Below are 12,595 nucleotides of genomic sequence, written 5' to 3'. Positions count from 1 at the left end.
ACGGGGGACCTCAGCGCCTCGTCCCCTCCGAGGAAGCGGCGCGGCGGCGCGCCTCGGCCACGGCGGACGACAGCGGCCCGTACCAGGGATCGCCGTGCCCCGGAACCAGAACGCCGGCGTCGAGTTCGGCGAGGGAGTCCAGCGCGGCCACGGAATCCCGCGCGGAGTGGGAGAAGTAGCACGGCAGCAACTGCGGCCCCACCACCGGCGACGTGGGATGCCCCGTGACCAACGCGTCCCCGGTCGCGACGACTCCGGCGTCCGGCAGGTAGTAGGCGCTGTGACCGGAGGTGTGGCCGTGGCAGGCGACCGGCACCGGCCGCCCCGGCAGGTCCAGCGGACCGTCGTGCGGAAACGGCTCCGCGTGCGGGATCGCCAGGTCCCGCGTCGCTCCCGCGCGGAGGATGCGCAGGCTCCAGGCGAGAACGCGGGGCCGCCACGCGCGTTGGAGCAGTGCCGCCGGGCGGACCTGCTCCAGGTACTCGCGGCGGGCGTGCGGGACCTCGCGGGGATCCATGTGGACGGGCACGCCGTAGCGCTCGCGCAGGTGGTTCAGACCGCCCACGTGGTCGAGGTGCGCGTGGGTCAACAGGACGGCGCACACGTCCCCCGGGCGGCAGCCGATCGCGCGGATCGACCGCTCCAGCGCCGGGACGTCGCCGAGCCAACCGCTGTCGATCAACGTCAGATCCCGCCCCTCCCGCACGAGCAACCAGTTGACGTCGGTTCCCCGCACGCAGAAGACGTTCTTGGCGACCTCGTGCACGCCGAGCTCCCTCCCCGCGACCGGTCGACCGGGGCGGGCTCCTGGTCGGGTGCCCCGGTCGCCCCGGACGAGCCCTCCGATGGTCCCCGCGTCGCCCGCCGAGCACCAGAGCGTGACCAGCGCTTTCGGGTTCTGCCGGACGGTCCACTGGCCGTCGTCCGCACCGGGGGAGCGGTGAGGACCGTCTGTAGCATCGATCTGGTGATCCACGAGAACCTCCCGAGGGCCGTCCCCCAGCGCGTGGCGGAGGAGGTTCTCGGCCAACACGGAGTCGGTTTCGACGGCGCGCGGCGCGGTCGCGGTTGGACCAACGCCACGTGGCTGACCGGCGACCTCGTGATCCGTGTCGCGACCGAGCCGGGGCGGACGGATCTGCTCCGTGAGAAGCGGTTGGCCGCCCTGCTCCCCGCACAGGTCGGCTACCCCGAGATCGTCGACGCGGGCGTCGCGCGCGGGCACGAGTGGGTGCTGACCCGACGGGTGCCGGGAGAGAATCTGGAGGAGATCTGGCCTTCCCTCGATCACGCCGCCCGATCGCGCGCCGTGGAGCAGATGTGGGAGCGGGCGCGCCACATCCACCGCGTGGACGTGGCTGAGGCGGCGCCGCACGCCCCCGTTCCCGTTCGCCGTTCTTCCCCGAGAGCGAGGCCGAGGCCACCGCCTCCCTCGACCGACTGGTCGCGGCGGGCGAACTCAGCCCGGCCCAGGCCAAGGGGCTCGGCTCGGCCCTCGACCGCTTCTGGGCGGCGCTGCCCGGCGTGCCGACGGTGTTGAACCACGGCGATCTCTGCGCGCCCAACACGCTCTGGCACGACGGCGCGGTCACGGCGTTGCTCGATCTCGAATTCGCCGTCGTCGCGCCCCTCGCCGTGGACCTCAACGAAATCGTCAAGATCGCCTTCGCGCCGGGCGACCCCGACGAGCGCGCGCCGCTGCGGGACGTGGTGACCCGGATCGCCGAGGATTCGTTGGCGGCCGCCGGTGGACCGGACGTGCTCGTGGGCTACTCGATCATGTTGGAGGTGTGGCTGATGGAGCAGGAGCTGGCCGCCGGCGCCGTCGACGACGACGTCGACGAGACGGACCTCGCGAACGCCTCCACCATGCTCACGGCGTTCGCCGAGGGAGACGGCGGGTACTTCGCACCGCTTTTCGCGGCCCTGCGCTGACCGACACCTTTTCGTGCCACAGCAACTACTTCCCGCCAGCGTGCGCTTCGGTTCGTTGATCGAATCATGGTTACTCTCGTCATCGCGTCGCTTCGGTGCGCCATGTGAGTTCGTTGACGCTCAACGGAGAAGGAGCAGATGCGATGACCGAGAACTCGGAACAGACGTTGCGGGCGTTATCCGATGTCGTCACCCCGATGTGCGTGCGGGTCGCCGCGACACTCGGCCTGGCCGACCACGCCGACACCTGGACCACCCCGGAGGACCTGGCGAGCCGGACCGGCAGCTCGGCGTTCGCGCTGCGCGGAGTGCTCGACCACCTGGTCACCGCCGGGGTGTTCGAGATCGACGTCGAGCGGGACCGCTACCGGATCACGGAGCTGGGCCGCGGGTTGCGCGACGACGCCCCCGGCGGCATCCGCGCTGACCTCGACATCACCGGCGCCCTGGGCCGGGCCGAACTCGCCTTCGTCGAGCTGCTGCACACCGTCCGCACCGGTGAGGCCGGCTACCCCCGGCGGTACGGACGGGGGTTCTGGGCGGACCTCGACGCCGACCCCCGGTTGCGCCAGACCTTCGACGCCAAGATGAGCAACCGGATGCGGGACGACATGGCGCAGATCGCGCGGCGGTTCGACTGGAGCCGCTTCGCCGACGTCGTCGACGTGGGCGGCGGCGACGGCACCCTGCTCAGCCACATCCTCGGTGTCCACACCGGACTGAAGGCCCGGGTGGTCGACCTCCCGCCCACCGCGGCGGCCGCCGCGGCGAGGTTCGCCGAGCACGGGTTCCAGGACCGGACCGACGTCGTGGCGGGCAGCTTCTTCGACCCGCTGCCGCGGGGCGCGGACGCCTACGTGCTGTCGGACATCCTGCACAACTGGGATGACGACAACGCGAAGGCCATTCTCCGCAGGTGCGCCGAAGCCGCCGCACCCGACGGCGTGGTGCTCGTCATCGAGGGACTGCGCGACGGGGTCCCCGGGCAGGATCGCCACACCGAGATCGACCTGGGCATGGTGGTGCTCTTCAGCGGTCGCGAACGCACCACCGAAGAGCTGTCCACCCTCGCCGCCGCCTGCGGCCTGCGGCTCCTCAACTCCACCCGGGTCGCCGATGCTCGTGTGATGCTGGAGTTCGGTGTCACCGGCACGGCGGACCAGCCCTGACGCCCCCTTGGCCTCGATCAGTGTCGACTCGGCCGAGTGTCGCGACCTCGTTGGGGGCGTTGGCGGCGTCAGCCGCCAGTCGCCCCGCCGCTCGCGCTCCAGATGGCGGGCAGCGAGCGCCCGAACGAGGCGAGGCTCTTGAAGGACTCGCCGGAGAGGACCTTCTCCGTGACAGCGAAGGGAAATCCGGTGATTCCGTTCACCAGCACCGCGAACGCCCCCAGTGCGCTCTCGTGCTCGCCCCACTGTCCGCCGTAGGCGCGAACGATTACCTCACCGGTGTAGGCCCCGATCACCTTCCACCACAGGTCCATCCGCTCCTCGGTGAGCGGACCGTCCGCCAGCAGCGCGGCGCACACGTCGTCGAGTTCGCCGAGGCTGTCGACGCTCCAGTCGAGCTGCCGTCCGAACTGGGCCGACACCAACGAGACGCACTCCTCCGCGAAGAGCCGCAACGTGGCAACCGGAACCGTGGTCATGCGGCTGATCGTGCCATTCCCTTTCCTTCCCCTCCACCGAGTTAGCTGTTCGCGGTGCAGACCGCTGAGGGATGGGTGTTGAGGCGGGGCCGCTTCCAGCAGTGCGCTGGAAGCGGCCCCGCGTCGGCGGTTGGGCGCGGACTTCCCCTGCGTGGCACCAATCCGCCGAGTTTGGTCGTACTTCTGTCAGCGGCGACCGGAACTCGACGTCGATGGATCACCAGTCGGTGAACAGGTTTTTCCCTTCCCCGACCAGCGACAGGCACGCGCCGCCGACGATCCCCGGAGGCCCGGCACCGACGGGAGGACTCGACAGGACGCGGGTTCGCGCGCTTACATCAGAAAGACCGAGGAACTCAGCCATCGCAAGGACAGGCCGAGAGAGGGTTCGTTGGCCGTGGTGGATGCACCGGTGCCCTCCGGGAGCACCGTGACCTGTTCCCAGGTTCGCGCTCCGCGCCGACCCTCCGGTTCCTCGGACCGCCGCCCGAACGACAGAGGCTGTTCGTGGGGGCCGCGGGGCCCCGACCCAGGTTCGGGAAGGACGCGTGATGGTTCGCGCAAGGAGTTTTCTGGTGGCGCTGGCCGCCGCGACCCTCGCGGTCGTGCCGGCCGCGCCGGTCGAGGCCGGTGAGATGGCCACGAGCAGGGCCTACCCCACCTCGTTCCCGTTGCCGGCCGGGTTCCGGCCCGAGGGCATCGCGATCGGCTCCGACGGGTTCGCCTACTTCGGGTCCATGGGCACCGGGGCGATCTACAAGGCGGACCTGGCCACGGGGAACGGCAAGGTGCTCCGCCAGGGCGGCTCGGGGAGCGCGGCGCTCGGGCTCAAGGTCGACTCACGGGGGCGGTTGTTCGTCGCCGGCGGGGGCGGCGGCAACGCGCGGGTGATCGACAGCCGCACCGGGGACGTGCTGGCCACCTACCGCCTCGCGTCCTCGGGGAGCTTCGTCAACGACGTGGTCATCGCCTCCGACGCCGTGTGGCTGACCGACTCCACGAATCCGGTGCTGTACAAGCTCCCCCTGGGGCGCGGAGGAGAACTGCCCGCCCCGTCGGCCGTGGTCCGGCTCCGGCTGACCGGGGATCTGGTGTACCAGGAGGGAACCAACGCCAACGGGATCGCGACCACTCCGGACGGCAGCGGCCTGCTGGTGATCCAGTGGAACACCGGCAAGCTGTTCCGGGTCGACCCGGCCACCGGGGTGGCCAGGACCGTCGACCTCCGCGGCGAGTCGCTCCCCAGGGGCGACGGGATGCTGCGCGAGGGCAACACGCTCTTCGTGGTGCAGAACAGGCTGAACCAGGTGGCGGTCGTCCAGCTGAACCCGACCGGGACCACCGGGACCGTGACGACCAGGGTGACCGACCCGCGCTTCGACGTGCCGACCACCGTGGCGTCCTTCCGCGACCGGCTCTACCTGCCCAACGCCCGGTTCAACACGCCGCCGAGGCCCACCACCCCGTACAACGTGGTGTCGATCCCCCGCCCCTGACCCACCCGGCGGCAGCGATCACTTGGACACCGTGAGCGTCGCTCGCGAGAGGTCCAGCGGGAGCTGGTCGAGCTCGCGGTGCGCGGTGCGAGCCGCCCGCACCGCCCCGGGCAGCGCCTCCGTGCGGCACTGGTCGCCGGCCAGCCTGGCCGTTCGGAGCGCGAGCAGGCCCAGCTCCCGCGCCCGCCGCTCCAGCACCACCCGCAACTCGGCTTCCTGCTCCGCCGACAGCTCCGACAACGCCGACAGCTCTGACGGCGCCCCTCGATGATCACGCCGCCGGGCTGCTGAGCGAACCCGACACGAACCCCCGTACGCGAGAAGTGGCGGCCTCCGCCGCGACGACGCACCCCGGACAGAACTGGCAAGGGATCGCACGACGGGGAACGAGAACGACAGATGTGAATCAGCCGTGATAGCGGGGCGGAGTCGGCAACAACGACGTCTCCCTGGCCGACAGTCCCGACGTCCTGCGGTGACTGGTCTCATGGTCGGCTCCCGGAACCGATCACGCGCCGAGCGCGGCCTGGAAACGCCGAAAGCGGATGTCACGTTCTTCCGCGGACCCTGACCCCGCGCCCCGCTTGGCACCCGGCGAGGGGTCACCCTCGTCCGGGTTCCCGATCAGCCCTCCCCAGTCCCTCCGCCGGCACGCTCCGCGCCCCTCGGTGATCGCGTCGCCGGGCTGCTGAGCGAACCCGACACGAACTCCCGATACGGTGAAAACAGGACGTATCCGTCGCCTGGCACCCACGCTCGCGCCCAAAAAAAGCCGACCGAACCCCTTGTTCACCCGTTTGGCGGATTACTACTCTTCCCCGAACCGCACGCGGCACACCGTCGTCCGCTCGCACCCGGAGGTCCCCTCGATGACCACGACCGAACCGCCCGTCACCGGCGCCGACAGCCCGGCCTGGGCCGGCCGGATCTTCGACGGGACCTGGCGGGCCGGCCGGGCCGGCACGCTCGACGTCACGGCGCCGGCGACCGGCGCGGTGATCGCCACCGTCGGAGCGGCCACCCCCGACGACGTCGCCGACTCGGTCGCGGCCGCCGTGGTGGCCCAGCGCGCGTGGGCCCGGCTGACCTACGACCAGCGGGCCGCGGTGTTCCGCAGGGCGGCGACGCTGCTGGAGGCCGACCCGGACCGGATCACCCGCTGGCTGGTCCCCGAGTCGGGGTCCGCGTTCGGCAAGGCCCGGTCCGAGGTCGGTCTGGTCGCCTCCGAGCTGCACGAGGCCGCCGCGCTCACCTCCGACCCGCACGGCGAGCTGCTGCGCAGCTCCCGGCAGCGGATGTCGCTGGCCCGCCGCGTCCCGCTCGGCGTGGTCGGCGTGATCACGCCGTTCAACTTCCCCGCGATCCTGTCCACGCGGTCGGTGGCGCCCGCGCTCGCCCTCGGCAACGCCGTGGTCCTCAAGCCCGACCCGCGCACCCCGGTCTCGGGCGGGCTGGCCCTGGCGGAGCTGTTCGCCGAGGCCGGCCTGCCGCCGGGGCTGCTGCACGTGCTGCCCGGCGGGGCCGACGTGGGCGAGGCCCTGGTCCAGCACCCCGACGTGCCCTGCGTCTCCTTCACCGGCTCGACCGGCGCCGGGCGGGCCATCAGCGCGGCGGCGGCCCCGCTGCTGAAGCGGCTGCACCTGGAGCTCGGCGGCAACAACGCGCTGCTCGTGCTGCCCGACGCCGACCCGGAGGCCGCCGCGTCGGCCGGCGCGTGGGGTTCCTTCCTGCACCAGGGCCAGATCTGCATGACCACCGGGCGGCACCTGGTCCACTCGTCCATCGCCGCGCGGTACGCGGCGGCGCTGGCCGAGAAGGCCGAGGCGATCCGGGTCGGCGACCCCACCGACCCGGACAACGCCCTCGGCCCCGTCATCGACGAGCGGCAGCGCGACAAGATCCACGACATCGTGCTGCGCAGCATCGCGCGCGGCGCGCGGCCGGTCGCCGGGGCGTCCTACGAGGGCCTGTTCTACCGGCCGACGGTGCTCGTCGACGTGCCCCTCGACGCCCCGGCGCTGACCGAGGAGATCTTCGGCCCGGTCGCCCCGGTCGTCGCCTACGACACCCTCGACGAGGCCGTCGAGATCATCAACTCCTCGGAGTACGGCCTGTCGGTGGGCATCCTGACCGCCGACCCGTTCGGCGCGCTGGAGATCGCCGAGCGAATCGAGTCCGGCGCGGTGCACATCAACGACCAGACCGTGGACGACGAGGCCGTGGCGCCCTTCGGCGGGACGAAGGCGTCCGGGGTGGGCGGCCACTTCGGCGGCAAGGCCAACCACGACACCTTCACCAGGGTGCAGTGGATCACCGCGCAGGCGGAGATCCGGCGCTCCCCGTTCTGAGCGCCGCCCGGTGTCGGCGGTAGCCCCGGCCGGGGCTATCGCCGACACCAGCGGCCGTTATGCCGACGCGGCGAGGTAGTCCTCGATCTCGTCCGCGCTCCGGGCGGGGCCACCGCTCTTCTCGATGACCTCGCGCATGCGGTCGAGGTTGGCCCGCACAGCGGCGCTGGAGGCGACGCGGTCCACCGTCTCCCGCAGCACCTCGGCGGTGATGGCGCCGCCGAGCCGTTCGCCCAACCCCAACTCCTGCACCCGGTCGGCGTTGAGGGCCTGCTCCGGCATCTGGGGGTGGGCGATCAGCGGAACCTTGTAGTAGAGCGCCTCCATCGTCGAGTTCATCCCGGTGTGCGAGACGAACGCGGCGGCGTGCCGGAGCACCGCCGGCTGCGGGAACCACGACCGAACGTCCACAGTGGACGGAACAGGTCCGAGCTCGGCGACGTCGACGCCGCTGACGTTCATCGCCACCTGCCACGCGCCGTCGTCGAACGCCTCAAGGCAGGACCGGTAGAACGCGCGGTCGGTGAAGACGCTGCCCAACGACACGAACAGCACCGGGCGCTCGGGGTCGCGGGGCGTCCACGGCTCCTGCCGCTCCCGGTCGCCCAGCATGGGGCCGACGAACCGGAACCGCTCGTCGAAGCTGTCACCGGCGATCTGGAACTCCCGGGGAAGGAACACCAGGTTCAGCTTCTCGGGCACGTCCATCATGTCGGCCGTGCCGAAGGGGACACCGTGCTCCGCGGCGAACCGCGCGGCGTCCTCGGCCAGCGCCACCAACGCGGGGTGGTCCTCGGGAATCCCGTCCATCATCGCCGACCTCAGCGAGAAGGTCCCGTTGGAGGCGAGGTTGGGGACGGTGCGCACCGCGGGGATGCCCAGCTTCTCCGCCACCACGCGTGCGGGCCAGTTCGTCGCGTCGTAGCAGATCGCGTCCGGGCGCTCGGTGGCGCAGTGCTGGTGCAGCACGGGATAGACGTCGCACATCGCGGCGAAGAAGAACCGGAACCAGCTCAGGATGGCGTCGCGGTCGACCTTCTCCGCCACGGGGAACGCCTTCATCGACGGTAACGGCACCCACCGCGCGCCGGCCTTGACGACCGCCTCGGAGTGCTCCTCACCCGTCGCGTACTCCACGTGGTGACCGCGCCGGACGAGCTCTTCCACCAGAGCCAGCGTCGGCGTGACGTGGCCGTGGCCGGCCAGGGTGACGAACAGCAATTTCTTTGGCATAGCAGAGAAGCATAGGAGTGAACGCGGTTCCGCCAGAGCGGGTTTGACGCAGCTCTCCTTTCTCTCGGTCACGTCATCCGGCGTTCGTTTCGACCGCCCCCAACCGATTCCGCAGGGACGCTCGCTCCGGGTCGGTGCCGGCCAGTTCCAGGGCCTGCCGGTAAGCGGCGGCGGCTTCGGGCAGTCGACCCAGGCGGCACAACAGATCCCCCCGCGCCGCCGCGTAGGGGTGGTAGGAACGCAACCGCGGCTCGCCGGCCAGTTCGTCGAGCAGTGCCAGTCCCGCCTCCGGGCCGTCGCGCATCGCGACCGCGACGGCCCGGTTCAGCGCGACGACAGGCGACGGCGTGAGCGCGTGCAACACGTCGTAGAGCGCCACGATCTGGGGCCAGTCGGTGCTCGCGAGGTCGTCGGCCTCGTCGTGCAGGGCGGCGATGGCGGCCTCCACCCCGTAGGGGCCGGCCGGGCCGCCGGTCAGCGCGGCGACCACCAGGTCGCGCCCCTCCTCGATCATCGGGCGGTCCCACAGCCCGCGGTCCTGCTCGTCGAGCAGCACCAGCGCGCCGTCCGGTCCGGTCCGCGCCGCGCGCCGCGCGTGGATCAGCAGCATGAGCCCGAGCAGGCCGGCGACCTCCCGCTCGGCGGGCAGCAGCCGGCGCAGGATGCGGCCCAGCCGGATGGCCTCCTCGGCCAGGTCGAGCCGCTGCAACCGCGCCCCGGAGCTGGCCGCGTACCCCTCGGTGAAGATCGAGTAGAGCACCTGGAGCACCCCGGGCAGCCGCTCCGGCAGCTCGTCGGCTTCGGGCACCCGGAACGGGATCCGCGCCTGGCGGATCTTCTTCTTCGCCCGCACGACGCGCTGGGCCACCGTCCCCTGCGGAACGAGGAACGCCCGCGCGACCTCGGGCGTCGTCAGGCCGGCCAGGCAGCGCAGGGTCAGCGCCACGCGGTCCTCGTCGGCGAGCGCGGGGTGGGCGCAGGTGAAGAACAGCTGCAAGCGGTCATCGGGAAGGTCGCCGTGCGGGTCACCGTGCAGGTCGCCGCCGGCGTCGGCGGGCGGAGCGGGCTCGGCCCGCTCCGCCTCCACCGCCATCAGGGCCAGCCGGGCGGCGTACGCCTGGTCCCGCCGCAGCCGGTCCACGGCCCGCCGCCGCGCCGTGGTCAGCAACCACGCCCCCGGCCGGTCCGGAACCCCCTCCACCGGCCAGCGGGTCAGGGCCGCCTCGACCGCGTCGGAGGTCACCTCCTCGGCCAGGTCGAGGTCGCCGAACCGCCGGACGAGGGCGGCGAGCAGCCGGCCGCGCTCCTCCCGGAACACCGCCTCGACCGCCGTCTCCACGGGCACGGCGTCGGCCGTCCGCTCGCCCATCCCCCAGACCCCCTCCAGGTCCGCAGACCCCTCAGTTCCTCCGGCCCGTCAGGCCCGTCAGGCCCCGAAGTCGGCGATCGGCCGCACCACGACCGACCCGGCGCCGCGCGCGCCGGGGCAGCGGGCCGCCCAGTCGAGCGCGACGTCCAGGTCCGGCACGTCGATCACGTAGAAGCCGCCGAGCACCTCCCGGGTCTCGGCGAACGGCCCGTCGGTCACCATCCGCCGACCGTCCCGGTCGACCCGCACCGACGTGGCGGTGACCAGGTCCGCCAGCGCCTCCCCCGAGACGAAGATCCCGGCGTCCTTCACCTCCTTGTCGTAGGCCATCCACGCCTCCACGCCCCCGTCCTCGCAGCCCTCGGCCATCCCGTCCTCGCCGATCGCCCCGGCCTGGATGAGCAGCATGTACTTCACGGTCCAACTCCTGTCAGGTTCGGTCACGTCCCCGCGCGGCCGGTTGCCGCACAGCATGACGACGAACGGCGTCCCGCCGAAAAGACACCTCCCCCCCAAAAACTTCTCAGGAAGCGGTGTGATGCCCGACACCCCACACTCCCGCCACTCTCCGTAACCAGAATCCTCACAGCCGCAGCACCGCGGCGAGCGCGACCGAGCCACCTTCCGCCGCCAGTTGCGGGCCGACTCCGAGCGCACTGTCAGCAGCGTGCGCGCCCGTGTCGCCAACACTCCACTGTGGACGTGGGCCTGTTCGGTGTGGACGGCGGCCACGCCCGGCACGCCGCAAGTCGCTCCCCGGTCCGGCGTCGGCGGCGTGTGACCATTGTGGACAGACCTGGTGGTCGGCCGTCCGCGGAACAGGCGGTCCGGCTGTCCACAGGGAAAGCTGAGGTGCCACGGACCTCAGGCGGGTTGGACCTGCGGGAACGCCGGCGAACGGGTGATACGCGAGACGGCCCTGACGGCCGATCGACAGGCGAACCGCGGCTGGCTACCGTCCACCACGGTCGACCAACAATCCACTGGGGTGGCCTCGGCACAGCGAGGTCCGATGATTCGCCGCTCGACCGGAGAGAACCCACGTCTTCCCGCAGGGAGAACCATGGCACCGAATCGTCTCGCCCGGCTCGCCGTCGTCGTCGTTCTCGGGGTCGCCACGCTGCTCACCGGTGTCGGAACCGCGTCGGCGACGCCGGACGCGAACGACGAGCTCAAGATCGCCGTCGCCGAGGCCGTCAACACCTTCAGGAACCAGGAAACCGGGCGCTGTATCGACGACAGCAACGCCCACGGACTCCGCGCCTTCGGCTGCAACAACCTGGACTTCCAGAGGTTCCAGGTCACGGTGTGGAAGGACAAGACCAGGGAGTTCAAGAACCTCAACACCAACCGCTGCATCGACGACAGCGCCGCCCACGGTCTCCGGGCCTTCGGCTGCAACAAGTCCCGCTTCCAGAGCTGGTGGGTCACGCGCTGGAAGGACGGCACCCTGGAGTTCAGGAACCAGGAGACGGGACGCTGCATCGACGACAGCCACCCCCACGGACTCCGCGCCTTCGGCTGCAACAAGTCCCGCTTCCAGAGCTGGAGCTGAGAAGACACGACGTGCGGCGTGTTCGCTGCCGTCCGCGGTTCGGCACCGGCGTGACGTCGCGGTCGCGCCGGTGCCGAACCCGGTCTCACCCTCGCCGCCCGCCCACAAGGGCCGGAATCAGGACCTCGGCCGCGAAGACGTCGATCGACCGCGGACCCCGGCCCAGCACGCGCTCGACACCGTCGCCGAGCCCGGATGACCGCTCGGTGCGGTAGTTCCCGTACAGGTCCGCCAGTCCCTCCAGCGAGTACGGCGAGGTGCCCGAGTCCGTCAGCCTCGCCCGCCAGGCCTCGTCCAACGGGACGTCGACGTAGCGCACCGGACGGCCGAGAACGGCGGCGAACCGCTCCGCGACCGCCGTCATCGTCAGCTCCTCCGGTCCACTGAGCTCGATCTCACCGCCGAGTGGCTGGTCGGCGAGGAGTTCCGCGACCGCGACGTCGGCGATGTCCCGCGTGTCGAGGAAACCGCGCGCGTTGTCGCCGCCGGGATCGGGCAGAACGCCCTCGACGATCGAGGAGGCCGAATACAGGAAGTTCTGGAGAAAACGGTCCGGCCGCAGCACTGTCAGCTCCGGCACGCCGACCTCGCGCAGCCGGGCCGTGATCGTCTCGTGCACCCCGGTGACGGCGTCGGGCACGGTGCCGACGCCGTGGAAGGCCCGCGCACCGAGCTTGACGATCCGGCGCGCTCCGGCGTCCAGCGCGGCGAGTCCGAGAGTGGTCTCGGCGGTCACCTGGTCGTCGCCGAACGGGTGCGCGAGGTAGAGCCGCTCAACACCCGCGACCGCCCGGCGAGCGTCGTCCGGATTGGTGGCATCGCCTCGAACCACCTCCCCACGCACCTCGCCCAACGCGGCCACGCCACGGTCGGAGCGGACGAAATAGCGCACGTCCTCGCGATCGCGCAGCGCGTCGGCGATGTGTCGCCCCACGCTGCCGTTCGGCGTGGTGACCAGGATCATCGAAGTCCTCCCCAGGTTGGTCCCGCGATCTCCCCAACCCCGAAGGT

Annotated in this window: 12 protein-coding genes; 5 read left to right on the top strand and 7 right to left on the bottom strand. The window is 71.6% G+C overall.

Going from position 1 to position 12,595, the window contains the following annotated elements:
• Nucleotides 1-10: 10 nt before the first annotated feature.
• Nucleotides 11-766, bottom strand: a complete 756-nt coding sequence (locus tag BUE43_RS28950; protein ID WP_073489424.1) for an MBL fold metallo-hydrolase — start codon at nt 764-766, stop codon at nt 11-13.
• Between the two features lie 674 nt (nt 767-1,440).
• Here BUE43_RS28950 and BUE43_RS35465 point away from each other — a divergent pair.
• A complete protein-coding gene (locus BUE43_RS35465; protein ID WP_234995988.1) occupies nt 1,441-1,935 on the top strand; it encodes a phosphotransferase in 495 nt (164 codons plus the stop codon).
• A 143-nt stretch (nt 1,936-2,078) separates the two neighbouring features.
• On the top strand, nt 2,079-3,104 hold the full coding sequence (locus BUE43_RS28940; RefSeq protein WP_073489422.1) for a methyltransferase: 1,026 nt from the start codon (nt 2,079-2,081) through the stop codon (nt 3,102-3,104).
• Between the two features lie 68 nt (nt 3,105-3,172).
• Here the strand turns inward: BUE43_RS28940 and BUE43_RS28935 are convergent, their stop codons facing one another.
• The gene (locus BUE43_RS28935) at nt 3,173-3,583 is read right to left on the bottom strand and encodes a hypothetical protein (RefSeq protein ID WP_073489420.1); all 411 of its coding nucleotides are present in this window, start codon (nt 3,581-3,583) and stop codon (nt 3,173-3,175) included.
• A 551-nt stretch (nt 3,584-4,134) separates the two neighbouring features.
• On the opposite strand from BUE43_RS28935, the gene BUE43_RS28930 reads away from it, so the two are divergent.
• Nucleotides 4,135-5,079, top strand: coding sequence for a Vgb family protein (locus BUE43_RS28930; protein WP_073489418.1), 945 nt, complete (start codon nt 4,135-4,137; stop codon nt 5,077-5,079).
• An 18-nt stretch (nt 5,080-5,097) separates the two neighbouring features.
• On the opposite strand, the gene BUE43_RS28925 is transcribed toward BUE43_RS28930, so the two are convergent.
• On the bottom strand, nt 5,098-5,319 hold the full coding sequence (locus BUE43_RS28925) for a hypothetical protein (protein ID WP_073489416.1): 222 nt from the start codon (nt 5,317-5,319) through the stop codon (nt 5,098-5,100).
• A 629-nt stretch (nt 5,320-5,948) separates the two neighbouring features.
• On the opposite strand from BUE43_RS28925, the gene BUE43_RS28920 reads away from it, so the two are divergent.
• Nucleotides 5,949-7,427 (top strand): aldehyde dehydrogenase family protein, encoded by a 1,479-nt coding sequence (locus BUE43_RS28920; protein ID WP_073489414.1) that lies wholly within the window; start codon nt 5,949-5,951, stop codon nt 7,425-7,427.
• Nucleotides 7,428-7,484: 57 nt separating this feature from the next.
• Here the strand turns inward: BUE43_RS28920 and BUE43_RS28915 are convergent, their stop codons facing one another.
• The 3 genes from BUE43_RS28915 to BUE43_RS28905 all read right to left on the bottom strand — a co-directional run bounded on the left by BUE43_RS28915 (nt 7,485) and on the right by BUE43_RS28905 (nt 10,446).
• Nucleotides 7,485-8,660: a macrolide family glycosyltransferase gene (locus tag BUE43_RS28915; protein WP_073489412.1), complete on the bottom strand. Its 1,176-nt coding sequence runs from the start codon at nt 8,658-8,660 to the stop codon at nt 7,485-7,487.
• 73 nt (nt 8,661-8,733) lie between these two features.
• Nucleotides 8,734-10,029, bottom strand: a complete 1,296-nt coding sequence (locus tag BUE43_RS28910) for an RNA polymerase sigma factor (protein WP_073489410.1) — start codon at nt 10,027-10,029, stop codon at nt 8,734-8,736.
• A 57-nt stretch (nt 10,030-10,086) separates the two neighbouring features.
• Nucleotides 10,087-10,446 carry a YciI family protein gene (locus tag BUE43_RS28905; RefSeq protein ID WP_073489507.1) on the bottom strand — a complete coding sequence of 120 codons (360 nt, stop codon included), beginning with the start codon at nt 10,444-10,446 and terminating at the stop codon, nt 10,087-10,089.
• Between the two features lie 646 nt (nt 10,447-11,092).
• Between BUE43_RS28905 and BUE43_RS28900 the strand changes: the two genes are divergently transcribed.
• Nucleotides 11,093-11,584, top strand: a complete 492-nt coding sequence (locus BUE43_RS28900; RefSeq protein WP_073489408.1) for an RICIN domain-containing protein — start codon at nt 11,093-11,095, stop codon at nt 11,582-11,584.
• Nucleotides 11,585-11,669: 85 nt separating this feature from the next.
• Here BUE43_RS28900 and BUE43_RS28895 read toward each other — a convergent pair whose 3' ends face one another.
• On the bottom strand, nt 11,670-12,548 hold the full coding sequence (locus BUE43_RS28895) for an NmrA family NAD(P)-binding protein (protein ID WP_073489406.1): 879 nt from the start codon (nt 12,546-12,548) through the stop codon (nt 11,670-11,672).
• Nucleotides 12,549-12,595: the final 47 nt, after the last annotated feature.

Origin of the sequence: Streptoalloteichus hindustanus (assembly GCF_900129375.1) — a bacterium.
In the GTDB taxonomy this organism is placed as follows: domain Bacteria; phylum Actinomycetota; class Actinomycetes; order Mycobacteriales; family Pseudonocardiaceae; genus Streptoalloteichus; species Streptoalloteichus hindustanus.
This window is presented reverse-complemented; position numbering and strand designations above follow the sequence as displayed.

Excerpts from the sequence above, each read along its gene's own strand:
- BUE43_RS28940 (WP_073489422.1), top strand. The coding sequence starts at position 2,079 with ATGACCGAGAACTCGGAACAGACGTTGCGGGCGTTATCCGATGTCGTC.
- BUE43_RS28935 (WP_073489420.1), bottom strand. The coding sequence starts at position 3,583 with ATGACCACGGTTCCGGTTGCCACGTTGCGGCTCTTCGCGGAGGAGTGC.
- BUE43_RS28930 (WP_073489418.1), top strand. The coding sequence starts at position 4,135 with ATGGTTCGCGCAAGGAGTTTTCTGGTGGCGCTGGCCGCCGCGACCCTC.
- BUE43_RS28920 (WP_073489414.1), top strand. The coding sequence starts at position 5,949 with ATGACCACGACCGAACCGCCCGTCACCGGCGCCGACAGCCCGGCCTGG.
- BUE43_RS28915 (WP_073489412.1), bottom strand. The coding sequence starts at position 8,660 with ATGCCAAAGAAATTGCTGTTCGTCACCCTGGCCGGCCACGGCCACGTC.
- BUE43_RS28910 (WP_073489410.1), bottom strand. The coding sequence starts at position 10,029 with ATGGGCGAGCGGACGGCCGACGCCGTGCCCGTGGAGACGGCGGTCGAG.
- BUE43_RS28900 (WP_073489408.1), top strand. The coding sequence starts at position 11,093 with ATGGCACCGAATCGTCTCGCCCGGCTCGCCGTCGTCGTCGTTCTCGGG.
- BUE43_RS28895 (WP_073489406.1), bottom strand. The coding sequence starts at position 12,548 with ATGATCCTGGTCACCACGCCGAACGGCAGCGTGGGGCGACACATCGCC.